Here is a 15,760-nt window from a genome sequence, read left to right on the forward strand (position 1 = left end):
CCGTACAGCGCACGCACCTTGATCCGCACCGACCTGACGGTATGCCCATCAGTTACTGGGACGTGGTAGCGCGTGGTCGACGTCTGGACTGCCCAATACCTATCATTCACGACCCAGAGGATGAGGTGGTGCCGGTGTCGGGGTGACCTCGCCGATACCGCTCAACTGCAGCGCTCGGCGGTTCTCCTCTACCCGCCAGGGGGTGCTGTGCTTGGTATGCGTCGGAAGCCGGAGGCGGATCTCAGCCTCGACTTCGGGCGAGGCCGCCCCCGCGAGCGCCACGACGGCCAACTCTTCGGCCTCGCCATAGCGGCTGGCCCGGTTGTGCCACTCCACCGTTTCGGCGACCAATGATCCGTAGTCATGGTGCACGGCGGGCAGTAGTTCCAGTGCGCGCTTGCTCAGGTCCGCGGCCGCGCTGGCATCGCTGTGGCCCACCGATTGAGCGGCCCGGCGCAGCGCATCGACTGCTTCCATGTCTCCGGGCTCGGCGCTGCGAGCGAGCTGAGTTGCGACCTCCTCGGGCGCCGCACCCAACCGCAGCATGACCGACGCCGACTGGCGCTCCATCGCCCGCCGCAATGACTGCGGCAGGGACTGCCGGGTGGCCTCGCGCAGCAAGTCATGCCGAAACCGCAGCCGCTCACCATCGTCGACGAGCAGATCCGCACGCACCGCCTCCTCCAACGCCAACAGCAATGACACCGGCTGACGGTCCAGCATCGCGGCCAACAGTCCGGCCGAGAACCGGTCCGGCAGTACCGCGGCCACCCGCACCACCTCCGAAGCACTATCGGAGAGCAGGTTCAGTCGCTGCCCCATACCGACGCCCAGCCGCCGCGGCAGCGCATATCCGGTGGCCACCGCACGCCCACGGGAGAAATCGAGCCGACCCTCCTCGCCCAGACCCCCGACCAGCGGTCACACGGTTCTGCGCCGCGCTCATTTCGGATTGTGATTCCCCCGTCGTCAAGGTCGATGCGTCGTACCGCAGCTTGGGGACTCGAAGAAATCACGCGATGACCTTCAATCATTCAGCTACGACACGTCGAACCCGGTAATCACGGCCGATTCGTACACCACTCTGCTGGATGCAACCCTGTGCAGGCCCAGGTTCACCATTTGTTCGTGCGCCGGGTCAGCTTCCGGTTCCCAGAGTGAGGACATGAACCAGCAGGTGCAGCCATGGCCTACAGACAGCGCGCCGCGGCTAGATACGGCGAAGACCGGAAGGGCTCCGATAAGGACTCACTTCCGGCCGTCGGTCGCTTCAGCTCGGTTGGTTCAGTTCACGCCGACCTTGCCTGCCGTCTGCACCATCGCCGCTGAGGCAGCGCTGACACCCAACTGGCCGGCCACGAAATCAGCTGCCTGGATTGCCATCCCGTTGTCCTTGTAGGAGCTGTGTGCGGCGCGGCTCAGACCACCCGGAAAACACACCGGGTCACCCGTTGCGCACAGCTGAACAGTCTTGGCCGTGTAGGACTCACCGATGGGGATCGGGGGCGCATCGTGGGCAACCAGATTCAAGAACCACTCATCGGGCGTACCGAACAGGGCGACAGCCGCGACGTGGGACGCGATTCCAGCCGGCATTGGACCGGAGACGCCGGCAGGCAGGACGTATCCGGCAGGTACGACGCTCGACGTGGTGTAGCCAGCCACTGCGGCACCCTGCGAGTAACCGCCCAGCACGATCTTGGTCGCCGGGCAGCTCGCCGCGACCGACTGGATGCGGTTGCTGGCATCGGCGATGCCGTCGACCGCCTGCCCGAAGTTCAACGAGGCCGGGTAGTTCACTCCGTATACGCCGACGCTTTTGCCCGGAAGCTTCGCGGTCAGCGCGTCGACGAACGCCTGCCCGGTCGCGCCGACACCGGGGGGCTCATTGGTGCCGCGGGCGAAGACCACCTCGACGTCGGCACATACGTCGTCCGCGGCGCTGGCTGTCGTGACCGGGCCGGCCAATGAGCCCACCACGATCGCCGCCACCGCTAGCATGGTGAAGACGGTGGACTGAGCGCCCTTGGTGACCATGGTGCCCATCCGGCATAGCTGGGATCTGTTCATGGGTTTGACCCGATTCCTGTTCTCGTTTGCCATCGCTCGGTGCGGTCGTGGCAGCTACCCGCTACAAGCGCTCGCAGACGGCGACGATTCCGCGTGGCAACGTGATGTATGCCACCTGCGTGAGCGGTGATTTTCCGGATTGCTCAGACACGTTTTGGGTGTTGGTAAAGCGATCTTCGACTGCTAGCGAGCTGCCGAGAGCCGCCTTGAGCTACGAATGCGTTGGCGTAGCTGATCTGCCTAATAGAAGTGGGTGCGTCTCGATGATGGCCGAAGGACATTGGTGAGCAGTGCGCGGCCGCCGGCTTCCTCACCGCGGGCATTTTCATCGGTGGGAGCTGTCAGGTTGCTTTGGCGGCTATCGCCCGTCTGCGGGTTGCGTCAATCGCATCCGCCAGCAGCCACAGCGCTAGGCCGAGGTTCGCGATGTCCTTCATCAAAAACTCTCCGTCGGCAGACAAAACGGGAAAGCCACCGGCAGAAGCCTCGCCGACGCCGGGGGTCGTGACCATAAAACTCAGCGTGGTCACGAAGAACAGCGATGCGAATACGCCGCCCACCACGGAAGCCTTCGGGAACCACGGCTTGACCGCCAGCAATGCTGCAACAATCAACTCTATCGATCCGTTCAATCGACCAAAGGCGTCGATGGACATGATGTTGTAGGCCCAACTCAAGAGGGGACTATTGGCTACCCAATGTGAAATTCCCTGAGATTCATAGGAAGTGAACTTCATGGCACCGAACCAGGCCAAGACTATGACCAGACCATACCGCGCCACGAGCGCCGCAACGGCGGTAATTCGGGAGCTTCCCAGCTCATCAGCCATGATGCCTGTAGCCCATTTATAAGACATGCGATCTCCGTTCGTATTTCGTTGCGCCGCTGCGGCCCTGTCGCACACTCTCTGCCTCCCTCACGCAGTAGGTTGATGATCAGTGCTACCGCTCGCGGCTCAGGTCAGCGACCACTATCTGCACACAGCGGGTGAGTTGTCCTCATCCAGCTGTGCAATTCACCCGGGTGAGAAGCAGCGAGAACGGTCCTGCGGCGCAGGTCCTCGCTTGTATGCCTCTGAGGCGGGCGACAGTCACAATCGCCGGCCGGCCGCGTCACCGAGGCTGGCGTCGATGACAGTAGGTCGTCGTTCGGCCGCACTGTCCAGAGCACGGCGATCTGCCCCACAAGCGACCACACCGGGTCGCTAAATACACCACAGTGAGGAGTTTCATATTGCACTGGCTATTGACCTCGCCGCAATGTGGCCGTTGCTCGCCGCGACGTCTACCGCTCCAGTGTGCGTTTCGCCACGGGGCGTGACAGACCGCTAATCCTGGTGGTTGCAAACGGCTTTCTAAAGGAGCACCTGCGCGCCAAGCCGACAGTCGCTCGGCGCCAAGGTGGATTCGGCGCTCTGGCCACCGAATGGACGGCGACCGCTTAAAACGGGCTACTTAGCGCCTGAATGCGCACCTCGAGACCTCTGCCCGAGCAGCTGCGCACACCTAATTCGCGACCGCGATACGCTAACTGCGCTTCAGCGACCGGTTGCCCACACAAGCCGCCGCCCGAAACCTCGAAGTTGCCGACAGGACACGCGCCGTGAAACGCGGCCGCGAGCTCGGCATCCTTTAGCCGCCTGCCCCAGTGATTTTCAGCGCAGCGTGCATTGATCGAGGCAAATCGCCCGGGTGAATCGGGGGGTCGGATGAGGACAACCCACCCAGCTCTCACCGAGTGTTAGGTCATGGCACATGCGGCCAGTCCCAAGCGGCTCCCCACATCGCGGTTCGAGGAAGTTCGCCATGATGGCATTGTGCTGGCTGCTGGCCAGTCGGGAGCACCTGGGACGGCCGCGCTCACAGGGCAGAAAACGGAGTCGAATCGAGGGTGCACATACCGACACCGGGATCACCCGCGATCCAGGCCATTGCGTCCGCGTCCCATGAGTGGTCCACCCCATCCCCGAGACTGTGGTGTAGTGCGCCTTGCCGATTCAAGGAGCCTCACATGCCACCGTTGATCTCCGCTCAAAGCCTGTTTCTGTTTCGGCCCGGGCCCCGATGGGCGCCGCACTGGGCGGTCTGGCCGGCCGAGTGCCGCAACCGCGACGTCGCCCACCTGATCGCCTCCTTCGAATGGTGTCCGACAGATTCGGCCGAGCGGCACATGTAGAGCAGCCACAATGAAAATCGACCAGCCTTTTCGCCGCGTACCGAGATCGCTTACTTTCGTGGCCCGCGTAGGGCGAACCAATGGCCTGACCGGCAACAGGCGCCAGCGTGGGGGGACGTTCTCGCTACGGACCACGTCCGTCTGCGAGTTGTCGACTGCTTGGCCGGACCGCTCGCCAGCATCACCGCCATCGCGGTGCTGACCGCCCTGGCCGTCATGCGCAGCGCGCACGTTCCGGGGTTGTTCGTCCTGGTGCTCTACCTGCTGGTGATCGTGCCGACTGCTATTCTGTGTGATACCAGGGTTGCGGGAGTCATCGCCGTGCTGGGTGCGGCGGTCTACGAAAACGTTTTCACACTGTCCTTTACTCCCTCGGCATTACGAACCCGGAACGTGATCGCGTTGGGCATCTTCCTGGTTGCGGCGGTCGTCGTGGGAAAACTCGCGGTTTCGGTGCGGCAAGCGGCCCGGGAATCGGCGCGACCGAATGAGGCGCAGTCCGCGTTGTTGCGGGTGGCGACGCGAGCGGCGCAGTCAAAGCCGCCGGCGCCGGTCGTCGACGTCGTGTGTCGGGAACTGGGTCCGCTCTACAGCGTCGACCCGGCAGAGCTGTCCGCCTCACGGGCACGGGTGGTCGCCGCGGCCGACGAGGTGCGGCGGCGCCTCGGCCGCGACCTGCATGACGGAGTCCAGCAACGGCTCGTCTCGGTCGGGCTCAAATTGCGCCTGGCTTGCGACGCGGTGCCCGCGCAAATGTCAACGCTGCATACAAACCTGTGGCAGCTCAGCGAGGAGTTCAACGAAGCACAAGAAGAGCTGCGCGAACTGGCACGTGGTCTTCACCCGTCGATTCTTTCCAAGCACGGCCTGGTGCCGGCGCTACGGACATTGGCGCGGCGCTCAGCCATCCCCATGACGCTGCACGTCAACACTGAGGCCAGGTATCCGGCGCCACTGGAGCTAACGGCGTTTTACGTGGTTTCCGAGGCGCTCACCAACACGATTAAGCATGCCAACGCCTCATGGGTACAGGTCGTCGTTGAGGATCGCAGCACCGCGTTGGTGGTGTCCATCCGCGATAACGGCGGTGGCGGAACGGACCCGCGAAGCGGGTCGGGTTTGATCGGGTTGCGCGACCGGGTTGAGGCGATCAGCGGCTCCATGCAAATCACCAGCCTAGTCGCCGCCGGCACAACCATACACATTTCGCTGCCAATCGATCAGATCGACGGCGCGGCATCTGATGCTCGCCGCAACTCCTAGCTTGACGCCGGGCTGGACCACCGCGCGGAGCCAGGATGCCCACTCGGTCCCGACTATCACGAGCAGATTGGCTTCTCACGTGATTCGGCTGAGCCAGTGTCGGATATCGTCAGATAATCCCTGCCAGCTCTTTTGCGTCGGATTTGTCGGCGCCTATGCCGCCACCGACCCAGCCGCAGCACGCTGATACTTCGGCGGCTCATCACAGGCCAACGCCGACTTCACCGTGTTCCGCGAAAATCCCCAACACCCGCGCGATCTCCGAAATCGGCAAGCACTCCGACCGACGCAACCGCCGGATCTCTGCCCAGTCCTCCACGTTCAACACTCGCTTCCTCCCTGGCTCGCCCGAGCCAAGGGTCTCCAGGAAGCTGGTCAATGTTCCCTTGGGTGGTTTCTAGGGGCGGTCGCAACACTTCTCTAGATTCTGGAGGTTGTGTTGTCATCGTCGCGTCGCGTGAAGAAAGGCCCGGGCCGCCGGCCCCAATCGGCCAAGCGTCAGCGGTTTATGGAGCTACGTGCCCGGGGCTGGTCTATCTCGGCGGCGGGGCGGCAAGTCGAGGTGTCCCGTACCTCAGCAAACAACTGGGCGCGAGGTTACAAAACGTATCGGCGTGGCGAAGCCGTCGGATTCGTGCCCGCGCTTGATCGTTTGACTGTGCGCCAAATCAGCGATCGGTATTTGTCCGAACAAGAGCGGATCGACATAGCCGACTTACGCCGCTCGGGGCTCAGTATCCGGGGGATCGCCGCCGAGCTTGGCCGGGCTCCATCGACCATATCGAGGGAGTTGCGCCGCAACAGCCGCCGCGACGGCACCTACCGGCCGTTTGAAGCTCACGGCTGGGCAGTCCACCGCAGAGCGCGTCGTCATCGGCGGCGGATCGACAACAACCCCGTCCTATGCGAACGGATCGCCGAGCTGCTCGCCCAACGTTGGAGCCCGCAACAGATCGCTCGGCATCTGCGGCGCAAGTACGCCGAGGATCAGTCGATGTGGTTGTGCCACGAAAGTATCTATCAAGCGGTCTACCAGCCCCAATCACGCTTGATTCGCTCGCCGCAGGTCAGGTCACCACACCGCGGCCCGTTGCGCACGGGCCGAAGTCATCGCCGCGCTCACCAGCGCCCTGGCCGGCGTCGTCCGCGGTTCGCCCATCCGATGTTGTCGATCCATCAGTGGCCATTCGATCCGGCCGACCGCGGCCAGCCAGGCCACTGGGAGGGTGACCTCATCGTCGGCAAGAATCAACGCTCGGTGATCGGCACCCTCGTCGAGCGGCAGACCCGCATGATCCGGCTGATGCACCTTCCCACTCGCGACGCCGATACCTTGCGCATCGCGATTTCCACGACCATGAGCGGGTTGCCCACCACATTGATCCGATCGATCACCTGGGATCAGGGCATCGAAATGGCAAGCCACACCGACATCACCGCAGACCTGGGCGTAGCGGTCGACTTCTGCGACTCCCGCTCACCCTGGCAGCGTGGCAGCAACGAGAACGCTAACGGTTTGCTGCGACAGTACTTCCCGAAAGGCACCAGCCTGAACACCTACACACCCGACCACCTACGCGCTGTCGAATACGAGATCAACAACAGGCCCCGCCGCGTCCTCGGAGACCGCACTCCCACTGAACTTTTCACCGCGCTGCTAACCTCACCAGACCATCAACTGTTGCGACGTTGACTAGAACCCACCTTGCCGCGCAGTGGTCAGACACCCGATGGTAGTAAGGGCGCAACCTCAGGCGTCACCGCGCTGGTGACGTCTTACGCAGCGGCTGAGGTGCTCGGGACAGCGAATGCCTTGTATGGGTCGTAATTTTGACCAGTCGCAAGGCAGTGGTGTAGCTGACTGAGGAATCGGTTGAACAGGTTGCGTAGCGCCGCGGGATGGCCATCACCGGCAGCGCGGCGGCGGTCGTAGTGGGACCGGGCCTCAGGGGAGGCGGTGAGCGCGGCGAAGGCCCAGACGTATCCGGCGGCGGCCAGACGCTGATTCTTGATCCTGCGTTGCATGACCACGATGCTCTTTCCGGAGGCTCGGGTGACTGGAGCCGAGCCGGCGTAGGCACGAAGATTTCGAGCCTCGGCGAATCGGGACCGGTCATCACCGATCTCGGCCAGGATCCTGGCACCGGTCAGTGTTCCCACGCCGGGGAAGCTGATGAGGATCGCTGCGTCGGGGTGTTCGGTGAAGATCTCTTCGGTTGCCGCGGCGAGATGCTCGGCGGCTCGGCAGGCGGCGTCGAGTTGCAGGACCAATGCTCGGGCCTGTTCGCCGAAGGCGGCTTCCACGCGGGGCAGCTGGCGCATCTGCTCGGCGGCGAAAGCGGTGTGCAGTTGATCGACCCGTGCTTCGATGTTGCGCTGGCGGCCAGCGGCGATGAGCAGTCGGCGCAATCGTGCTTTGGTGAGTTTGGCGGCCAATGCCGGGGTGGGTGCGGCGGCCAGGATGGTGCGCGCCTCGGCAGAGGCAAGTCCTGATCTCGAGTCCTTGAAGGCTTCGATTGCCGCTGGAAAGTATTCTCTCAGAACGGATCTGAACTGGTTGGCGATCTGCTGCCGGTTCCACACGGCGTCCTGGCCGCCACGAGCGAGCACTGCGATCGACTGGACCAGCTCGCTATCTGACGGCAACAGCCGATGAACGTCGGCATCGGTGCGCAAGATGTTGGCCAGCACGACGGCATCGGCGTGATCCGATTTCGCTCGCCACGGTGTGACGCTCTCGATAGCGTGACACCGCCAGCGGATTGATTGCATACATCGGTCGGCCCGTCGCCCGCACAGACGCTACTAACAACCCACGACTGGTTTCGATGCTACCGGGATTGGGTTGGTGGCGTTGTCACCGTGTTCGGCCAGCAGCGTCAACAAGGTCGCCAAACCGGCAGCGTCATCACCAATGTGGCATTTGGCCACCAGCTTGCCGCGCTCGTTGATCAGTGCGACATCGTGGTGGTTTTCGGCCCAATCGATCCCGCAGAACACCTTCATCGAATGCCCCTTTCTCTGTCGTTTTCGGTCATCGAACCGAGTTGGGGCATGCGCCTCACTAATGGAAGGACTCGTCGGTCCGACACCCGATCAGCCGTTCATGACCCCAGCGCACCGCAGGGGCCTCGGCCTTCCACCTCAGCGGTCCAAGAATGGCCGCGCGTCATGAGAAGAGATGGTCCCTGCGGCTGGCTCGACTCAGGAATCGTCCGACCCAGACACCCAGCGCCAGCGCCGACACGCCGACACGCACGCCATCCGTCTGACGCAAGACCGCCGCGCCGGTCTGACCAAAGACGTCCAGCGCCTGTATTCAGTTGGGCGTCGACGGTCTTGCAGCACCATTAGTATTCAGTTGCCGCCGACACACTGCGCCAGGTCGGCGGCTACATCCACGAAGCGACCGGATAACCAAAGGGCCCTGAAGGCATCGATGGTCCGCCGCTGGTTCGATGACGGCACGCCCATACAGATCTGAGTCCTGAACGCATCGCTGGGCCTCACTGTTGATGCTTCGAATCGCCCAATTGTGCCTTTGCACTCACCCGGGTGAATTAGCTCGCCGGGTGATGACCGCTCACCCGACGTCCGTGAATGCTGGCTCAGCAGATGGCGAGCGGAGGGCCGATGCAGGCAGCCATGTACTGGATCGGCATTCGAGGCTGCGTGACCGAGCGGACCGGGTCCGCATTAGAAGGAGTGTGCCTCGAGACCGATTCGGCCGAAACCGTGTTCACTGATGAAATCCACGACCCGTCAGAATGTTACGGACTTCTCGACCGGGGCCGTGACCTAGGCCTTGAGGTCGTCAGCGTGCCTGGTGCCCGGCATCGACGTACCGTTCCAACCACAGCCCGCGACTGAACCCAGAACAGACACGACGAGGCGATCGGCCTCAGGAGCAACCCACCTTAGGAAGGACCTGTAATGCAAGCGATCACTGTTTCAGTTCGTGAGGCCGGTGTCGCTGGCCTGAAGCTGACAGACCTGCCCTATCCCGTGGCGTCCGAAAACGATGTCATCGTGCAGGTACGTGCCGCGGGTTTCACACCGGGGGAACTTGACTGGCCAGACACCTGGACCTACCGCGACGGCCGGGACCGCACACCCAGCGTGCCCGGCCACGAACTGTCCGGTGTCATCGTCGAATTGGGAGATGGGGTAACGGCGTTCAGCATTGGGCAGCGGGTGTTCGGTCTCGCCGACTGGGCCCGCAACGGCTCGCTGGCGGAATACACCGCGGTGGAAACTCGTAACCTGGCACCGCTGCCGGTGGACATCGATCACACGGTGGCCGCCGCGCTGCCGATCTCCGGATTGTCCGCCTGGCAAGGGCTGTTCGAAAACGGCCGCCTCGGCCCTGGACAAACGGTTCTGATCCACGGCGCCGCGGGCGGGGTGGGGTCGGTCGCAGTGCAACTCGCGCGTGAGGTAGGTGCGCGCGTGATCGGCACCGGAGGGACCGCAGATCGAGACCAGGTGCGAGAGCTCGGCGTTCACACCTTTGTCGACCTGGAAACCGAAAAGCTGGAGCATGCAGGGGAAGTCGACGTGGTTTTCGACGTGATCGGCGGAGACGTTCTCGCCCGCTCGGCGGCTTTGGTGCGGGCCGGCGGAACGCTGGTCACCATCGCCGAGCCGCCACAGAACCGGCCGCGCGACGGGCGGGCGTTGTACATGCTTGTCGAAGCTGATCCCGCCCGACTCGTCGACCTGGCCGCGCGAGTGCGGGATGGACGGCTCAACCCGGTCGTCGGCGCCGTGTTGCCCCTGGCTGAAGCTGCCGCCGCATTCGCTTCCGACAAACGCATCCCCGGCAAGACGATCCTGCGGGTGTCCGAAGACTAGTCGTAGTCTCCCAGCTCGTGGCCTGGCGGTGAGGAGAGTGCGACACCACGTGAGTCACCAAATTGTGCGATTGCATCACTAGTCGTCAAGACATCCGAAAAGGGAAGGCAGCGGAAATAGCTCGCAGAACACTATTGGCCGGACTGATCGCCGATGCGGCTCAACCTAGCAACGTTGCGGCCAAATCGCTGAAGGCAGTGACCGTCAGCTATCCGCCAGGAGCTAAAGCCGAAGCTCACGCGAAAGCAGCGTTCATCACGGCCAACGTGATCTCGGTGCGATCCGCAGCCAAGTCGAAGGTGAGCCTGCACGTGTGTATCACGGCGGTGAGACATGGAGTGAGGCTCCCGGTGCGCGGCACGCAATCAGTGAAAATGCCAGCGCCACTGCATCCGCTGAATTACTCGCAGTCTTCCTGATAGATACCGGTGACCTCCCGCTCACGACCGACGACACGACCTAAGCCGCCGCGATAACGATGCAACACCTTAGGCAGGTTCGACGTGAAAGTTTGAAGACCAGGGAGATCCCGCCGTGCGGCACAGCAGGAGGAGCCATGCACGCACCTGATCGCATCTGGATTGTCAGGACCACACTACGTTTGTCGCTCGCGACGGCGTTTCTATCTGCTGTTGCCGAGCGATTCGGTTGGTGGGCGCCTTTTCGACAGGGTAACTGGGGCAGCATGAGGGCCTTCGCCAACTATGCCCACCAGCTTGTTCCGATTTGTCTCTGGATGGTTATTGACCGTCATCGTGTGGACTGCTACCGCCACCGAAGCCCCCCTCGGCGTCTTCCTCCTGATCGGCTGGCGGCCGAAACTCGTGCCGCAGCCAGTTGTTTGGTGCTCATGATATTGGAGACCGCCATGGCTGTATCCCTCGGTGTGGAATCACCGTTGAGCTACAGTGTCTTCTCCGCGGCAAGCGCGGCAGCGGCCTACGCGATACTTGGGACATCATCCCCGCACACCACTGACGCCGGCCGTCGATGCCTACCGGGTCTCGATAATCGAAATCGTCGCAAGCCGAGTGATGGCGCTGCTGCCGGGCTCACACAAACACAGGTGTACGTACCGATCACCGAGAGTGAGGGTAGATGAACGGTGGCAAAGACTTTGACGTGGTCGTCGTGGGCGGTGGGGTGGGCGGTGTGGCCACGGTGCGGAAGCTCGCATCGGTAGGCCTTGCGGTAGCGCTCGTTGAGGATCGTCTGGTCGGTGGGGAGTGTCATTATTTTGCCTGCAATCCGAGCAGAACACTGCTTCGCCCGATCGAGGTGTTCAATCTGGCGAAGGCGGTTCCCGGTGTCCGAGAAGCTATTTCGGACGACAAACTAGACATTGCGGCCGTCTTCGCGAAACGCGACGCGATCATCGAGCACCTCTCAGACCAAGACCGAACTGCATCATTGCGCCAAGCCGGTGTAGCAGTGTTTCATGGGTTCGCCCGGTTGAGCGGCGAACGAACGGTGCGTGTGGCTTACGCCTGGGGAGATACCACCGAAGCCGTCTTGACTGCACGCCACGCGGTCGTGGTGGCTACCGGCACTCGTCCTAACGTGCCCGCGATACCTGGATTGGCGCAAGCACGCCCGTGGACCAATCGGGACTTAACGACCATGACACAAGTGCCACCTCGCACGCTGGTGGTGGGTGGCGGCCCGGTCGCCGTCGAGTTCGACCATCCTGACCGGTTTGGGCTCCGCGGCAACACTTCTGGTGCGTGGGAACACCCTACTTCCCAATTTCGAACCCGAAGCCCGCGAGCTAGTCGCGCAGTCACTACGAAGCAAAGGTGTCATGATTCACTTTCAGACAGAGTTGTCCTCGGTAGCCCGCCCCGTCGCGGGCGGGCCCGTCACCGCAACCTTCGACGGCCAGACCATCGAGGTAGACGAGATCGTCCTAGCCGCCGGACGGCGCACCAACACCGACAACATCGGACTGGAAAGCCTTGGCCTGCGAGGCGGGATCGTTTCTGTGAACGACCATCTACAAGCGGTCGGCGTCGCCGGCGACTGGCTCTACGCCCTGGGAGATACCACCGGGCGGGCTCGGCTGTCTCATATCTCCACCTACCACGGCCGCCTCGTGGCCGACATCATCACGGCCCGGGCCGCAGGGCGAGAACTGTCCGACAAGGAGTTGGCTGCCCGTGATGCCGGCAGCCTTGCGCAGGTGATCTTCACCGACCCTCAAGTAGTCAAGGTTGGGCGCACCGAAAGTCAGGCACGAGCAGAAGGGTTCGCGGTAAGAACCCCAACCGCTCGTTACCCCGACGCGGTGTCATTCCTCGCCCTGTACCGGGATGGCTTCGAAGGATGGGCGAAACTGGTCATCGACGCCGAGACCAACACACTGCTCGGAGCGACATTTGTCGGCCCCGAGTTCTCCGAACTGGTTCAAACAGCCACCCTGGCTATCGTCGCGAAGGTCCCCACCAATCTCCTACGCCACGCTGTCGCGCCACAGCCAACGGTCAATCAGATCTGGGATCCGCTACTCGCACAAGAATCTTGGTTCCCGATACCTTGACAAACAGACGATATTGGTCCTCTAACGGCTGGGTTTCACGCACTGCGCTCCGCGTAGTGCACCACCCGCAGAAGGGGTGCAGCCCGTTCCATGAATTGCCACTACGATACCCAACTCGCCGCTACGACCCACGACTCAACGCCGCCGTACTTCAAGCAATCTCTTCACTCGTAGGAATTACCATGACCGACGGAATCACCATGACTAACCCCATCATCAATAGCCTCGTGAGCCGCAGCACGACGAGCCTGTACGATCCGGCCGTCACCTTGACAGACGACCAAATTCGCGAACTTGTCCGAATCGCCACCGCCGCGCCGACGTCTTTCCACTTGCAGAACTGGCGCTTCATCGCGGTACGCACGCCCGAAGCCAAGGCTCGACTGCGTCCGATCGCGTGGAATCAACCCAAGATCACCGCCGCGGCCGTTACCTTCATCATCTGCGGTCAGTTGATCGATCACAGGGTAGTGCGTCACCGCCTGGCACCTGTGGTCGAAGCGGGCATCATGCCGCCAGAGATGGTGCAGAATTATGAAAACGCGGCACGCCGCTTGTATTTCGGAAAACCGCGGTGCCAACGCGACCAGGCGATATGCAGCGGCGCCATTGCCGCGACGGCCATGATGTACGCGGCCAACGCGCTGGGCCTAGGTTCGACGCCCATGATCGCTTTCGACCCGGAACCGCTCGCCCGCGAGTTCGCACTTGCAGAGGACGAAGTGCCGGTCATGCTGGTGGCCGTAGGGGCGAAGCTTCCGACCAACCGGCCGCAGAAGCCGCGCCGTCCGGTGGCCGATGTGCTGGAACTCGTATAGTCGAAAAGGCTGATCATGAGTTCCTCCGGAAATGGCGCTCGCGACACCGACGCGGTGGCGTGGCGATCACGTTGGAAGTGCCGAACAGTTTGATCGGCCAGGGACAGGTAGCGATGTGCTCATAGGCATCCATCGTTTGTCGCTCGCCACCGGTCCGTGCCAACAACGACACGCCGAGCATCCGATCGAGACAGCGGGGAGCATCGTGACGTGTTGCGCGCTCATATCGTGCTGACCCCGCCGACGGCGCGTCCAACGCCGCGATCGCCCGGACCGTGGGTGTCTGTGATGACGCCGTCCGAAAGTGGCTGCGCCGGTTCTGCCGGGCACGGCATCGACGGTTTACGGGACCGGCCCCATGTCGGACGGCCCCGCCGGTTCCCGGCCAGGGTGGCGGCTGAAGTGAAGGCCCTGGCGTGTTAGCTGCCAGCGAATTCGATGTGCCACCGGCTAAGTGGAGCTGCCCGCACCTGGCTGGTAGGCGGCACGCCGCGGCGTCGTCGAGTCGGTGTCAGCCTCGACCATGCGACGCTGGTTGAGCGCTGATGCGGTTAAGCCGTGGCAACATCGGCCCTGGATCTTCCCGCACGGCAGGTCTTTTTGCCGTCAAAGCTCCCAGGTGCTCGACCTCTACGCACGGGTCTTCGACGGCGAGCCACTCGGCTAGAACGACTACCTGCTCAGCGCCGACGAGAAGCCCGGCGTGCAAGCCCGTAACCGCAGGCATCCCAGCCGCCCGCCGGGACCGGGCCGGCGGCCGATGCGCGTGGAAAGCGAATACCGCCGCCACGACACGCTGGGCTACCTGGCCGCCTATGACGTGCACCGAGCTCATGTCACCGGCCATTGCGCATCCCGCACCGGTATCGAACCGTTCAGCGCGCTGGTCGACAAGGTCATGACCCGCCAGCCCTACGCCTCGGCGCCGCGGGTGCTTTCGGTCGTTGACAACGGCGCCTCGCACCGCGGCTGGACCGCCGCCGCACGGCTCCGAGATGCCTTTCCCCACGCGAGGATGATTCACCTGCCGGTCCTCGCGTCTTGGCTCAACCAGATCGGCATCTTCTGGGGCGCCGAATGCGCGGGGCCCACTGGCCCGGCCAGGACGCCGCGCTGCTCCTGCTGGCCCCGCCGTTGCGCTCTGCGCACTGGCGCTGGTGGTTATCTTCCGCCGCAGGCAACCTGCCGCGCCCGACAGCACCGTCGCGGGAAGGACCCACACATGATCCGCAGAATCCGGGCGTTCGGCGCATTCTGGTACGACTTCGTCATCGGCGATGATTGGCGCGTGGCGCTCGGTGTCGTCGTCGCCTTCGTCATCACATTCGCGCTCAGCCGCACCACCCACCTCCCGGTCTGGTGGATCATCATCGCCGCGGTGGCGATCCTGCTTCCGGTCAGCGTCCGCCACGCCGCGCGCCACGCGCTTTAGCTGCCCTCGTCCTCTTCGAGGTACACCCGGGCCGCGTACTCCTCGAGCGCCACCTCGCACTTGTCCAGCGCCGCCAGCGCCGCGGTCCGTTTGGGAGCCACGTAGACGTCGCGGGCCACGACCTTGCCGTACCAGTTCCGCAGTTTCACCAGCTCGACCTCGTTCTCCTCGAGTTCGCCGTAGGTGAAATGGTTTGCGACGTACTACTTCTCGAGACCGGTGTGAAAATCGGCGCACTTATCGAGGATCTCCCCGTATTCGCTGTCCCTCGCCGCCTGGAACAGCGCCACCACGTCCTGGCCGCCCGCCAACGCCGAACACGACAGCAACACCGCGGAGCCCTGCATCTCCAGGATCTCGCGGCGCAACTTGCGCAGCGCCCGCTCGGCGCCATCGCTGGCGGGCAGCGCGGCCGCCGAATTCTGCAGGTAGTCCGCACCAAGCGATTTCAGCCGGCGCCAGACCGTCGCCCGCAGCCGAGTGGGATCGGACGGAATCCGATACACCAGCAGAAACCAGCTGTCGCAGATTGCAGACACCGGACCCGACGACTCAGCCGGTTCCTCGTCCTCGCCGCCGTCGGCGCTCACCCACCTAGTCTGCCGGACCGG

The 15,760-nt window shown here is 63.4% G+C and carries 10 protein-coding genes and 7 pseudogenes; 10 read left to right on the forward strand and 7 right to left on the reverse strand.

The window, feature by feature from the left end; genetic code table 11:
- Window positions 1–141 precede the first annotated feature (141 nt).
- The 3 genes and pseudogenes from ACVWWN_RS00720 to ACVWWN_RS00730 form a co-directional block, all read right to left on the reverse strand.
- Window positions 142–918 (reverse strand): annotated as a pseudogene (locus ACVWWN_RS00720) (LuxR family transcriptional regulator); the annotation flags it as partial.
- A 366-nt stretch (window positions 919–1,284) separates the two neighbouring features.
- On the reverse strand, window positions 1,285–2,037 hold the full coding sequence (locus tag ACVWWN_RS00725) for a cutinase family protein (RefSeq protein ID WP_457142389.1): 753 nt from the start codon (window positions 2,035–2,037) through the stop codon (window positions 1,285–1,287).
- Window positions 2,038–2,411: 374 nt separating this feature from the next.
- Window positions 2,412–2,927, reverse strand: coding sequence for a YkgB family protein (locus ACVWWN_RS00730; protein WP_457142185.1), 516 nt, complete (start codon window positions 2,925–2,927; stop codon window positions 2,412–2,414).
- Between the two features lie 1,154 nt (window positions 2,928–4,081).
- Here ACVWWN_RS00730 and ACVWWN_RS00735 point away from each other — a divergent pair.
- Window positions 4,082–4,246, forward strand: coding sequence for a hypothetical protein (locus tag ACVWWN_RS00735; protein WP_457142186.1), 165 nt, complete (start codon window positions 4,082–4,084; stop codon window positions 4,244–4,246).
- Window positions 4,247–4,405: 159 nt separating this feature from the next.
- Window positions 4,406–5,509 (forward strand): histidine kinase, encoded by a 1,104-nt coding sequence (locus ACVWWN_RS00740; protein ID WP_457142187.1) that lies wholly within the window; start codon window positions 4,406–4,408, stop codon window positions 5,507–5,509.
- A 165-nt stretch (window positions 5,510–5,674) separates the two neighbouring features.
- Here the strand turns inward: ACVWWN_RS00740 and ACVWWN_RS00745 are convergent.
- Window positions 5,675–5,837, reverse strand: a pseudogene (locus ACVWWN_RS00745) (sigma factor-like helix-turn-helix DNA-binding protein); the annotation flags it as partial.
- A 108-nt stretch (window positions 5,838–5,945) separates the two neighbouring features.
- On the opposite strand from ACVWWN_RS00745, the gene ACVWWN_RS00750 reads away from it, so the two are divergent.
- A complete protein-coding gene (locus tag ACVWWN_RS00750) occupies window positions 5,946–7,202 on the forward strand; it encodes an IS30 family transposase (protein ID WP_457142149.1) in 1,257 nt (418 codons plus the stop codon).
- A gap of 83 nt (window positions 7,203–7,285) precedes the next feature.
- On the opposite strand, the gene ACVWWN_RS00755 is transcribed toward ACVWWN_RS00750, so the two are convergent.
- Entirely contained in the window at window positions 7,286–7,831 is a 546-nt protein-coding gene (locus ACVWWN_RS00755) for a transposase (protein ID WP_457142384.1), read from the reverse strand.
- A 213-nt stretch (window positions 7,832–8,044) separates the two neighbouring features.
- Window positions 8,045–8,515 (reverse strand): annotated as a pseudogene (locus ACVWWN_RS00760) (IS110 family transposase); the annotation flags it as partial.
- A 927-nt stretch (window positions 8,516–9,442) separates the two neighbouring features.
- Between ACVWWN_RS00760 and ACVWWN_RS00765 the strand changes: the two are divergent.
- From ACVWWN_RS00765 to ACVWWN_RS00795, 7 genes and pseudogenes are all read left to right on the forward strand, one after another.
- A complete protein-coding gene (locus tag ACVWWN_RS00765; protein ID WP_457142188.1) occupies window positions 9,443–10,363 on the forward strand; it encodes an NADP-dependent oxidoreductase in 921 nt (306 codons plus the stop codon).
- Between the two features lie 161 nt (window positions 10,364–10,524).
- A pseudogene (locus ACVWWN_RS00770) lies at window positions 10,525–10,826 on the forward strand (cupin domain-containing protein); the annotation flags it as partial.
- Window positions 10,827–10,919: 93 nt separating this feature from the next.
- Window positions 10,920–11,336: pseudogene (locus ACVWWN_RS00775) on the forward strand (hypothetical protein); the annotation flags it as partial.
- Between the two features lie 125 nt (window positions 11,337–11,461).
- A pseudogene (locus ACVWWN_RS00780) lies at window positions 11,462–11,983 on the forward strand (FAD-dependent oxidoreductase); the annotation flags it as partial.
- A 100-nt stretch (window positions 11,984–12,083) separates the two neighbouring features.
- Window positions 12,084–12,899, forward strand: a complete 816-nt coding sequence (locus ACVWWN_RS00785) for an FAD-dependent oxidoreductase (RefSeq protein ID WP_457142390.1) — start codon at window positions 12,084–12,086, stop codon at window positions 12,897–12,899.
- A 182-nt stretch (window positions 12,900–13,081) separates the two neighbouring features.
- Complete coding sequence (locus ACVWWN_RS00790) at window positions 13,082–13,717, forward strand: nitroreductase family protein (protein ID WP_457142189.1); 636 nt, start codon at window positions 13,082–13,084, stop codon at window positions 13,715–13,717.
- 676 nt (window positions 13,718–14,393) lie between these two features.
- Window positions 14,394–15,149: a transposase gene (locus ACVWWN_RS00795; protein WP_457142391.1), complete on the forward strand. Its 756-nt coding sequence runs from the start codon at window positions 14,394–14,396 to the stop codon at window positions 15,147–15,149.
- Here ACVWWN_RS00795 and ACVWWN_RS00800 read toward each other — a convergent pair.
- Window positions 15,146–15,739, reverse strand: a pseudogene (locus ACVWWN_RS00800) (Chromate resistance protein ChrB). The gene ACVWWN_RS00795 and the pseudogene ACVWWN_RS00800 sit on opposite strands and share 4 nt — an antisense overlap.
- Window positions 15,740–15,760: the final 21 nt, after the last annotated feature.

This window comes from Mycobacterium sp. URHB0021 (assembly GCF_054057895.1).

Excerpts from the sequence above, each read along its gene's own strand:
- ACVWWN_RS00725 (WP_457142389.1), bottom strand. The coding sequence starts at position 2,037 with ATGGTCACCAAGGGCGCTCAGTCCACCGTCTTCACCATGCTAGCGGTG.
- ACVWWN_RS00730 (WP_457142185.1), bottom strand. The coding sequence starts at position 2,927 with ATGTCTTATAAATGGGCTACAGGCATCATGGCTGATGAGCTGGGAAGC.
- ACVWWN_RS00735 (WP_457142186.1), top strand. The coding sequence starts at position 4,082 with ATGCCACCGTTGATCTCCGCTCAAAGCCTGTTTCTGTTTCGGCCCGGG.
- ACVWWN_RS00755 (WP_457142384.1), bottom strand. The coding sequence starts at position 7,831 with ATGCGCCAGCTGCCCCGCGTGGAAGCCGCCTTCGGCGAACAGGCCCGA.
- ACVWWN_RS00765 (WP_457142188.1), top strand. The coding sequence starts at position 9,443 with ATGCAAGCGATCACTGTTTCAGTTCGTGAGGCCGGTGTCGCTGGCCTG.
- ACVWWN_RS00790 (WP_457142189.1), top strand. The coding sequence starts at position 13,082 with ATGACCGACGGAATCACCATGACTAACCCCATCATCAATAGCCTCGTG.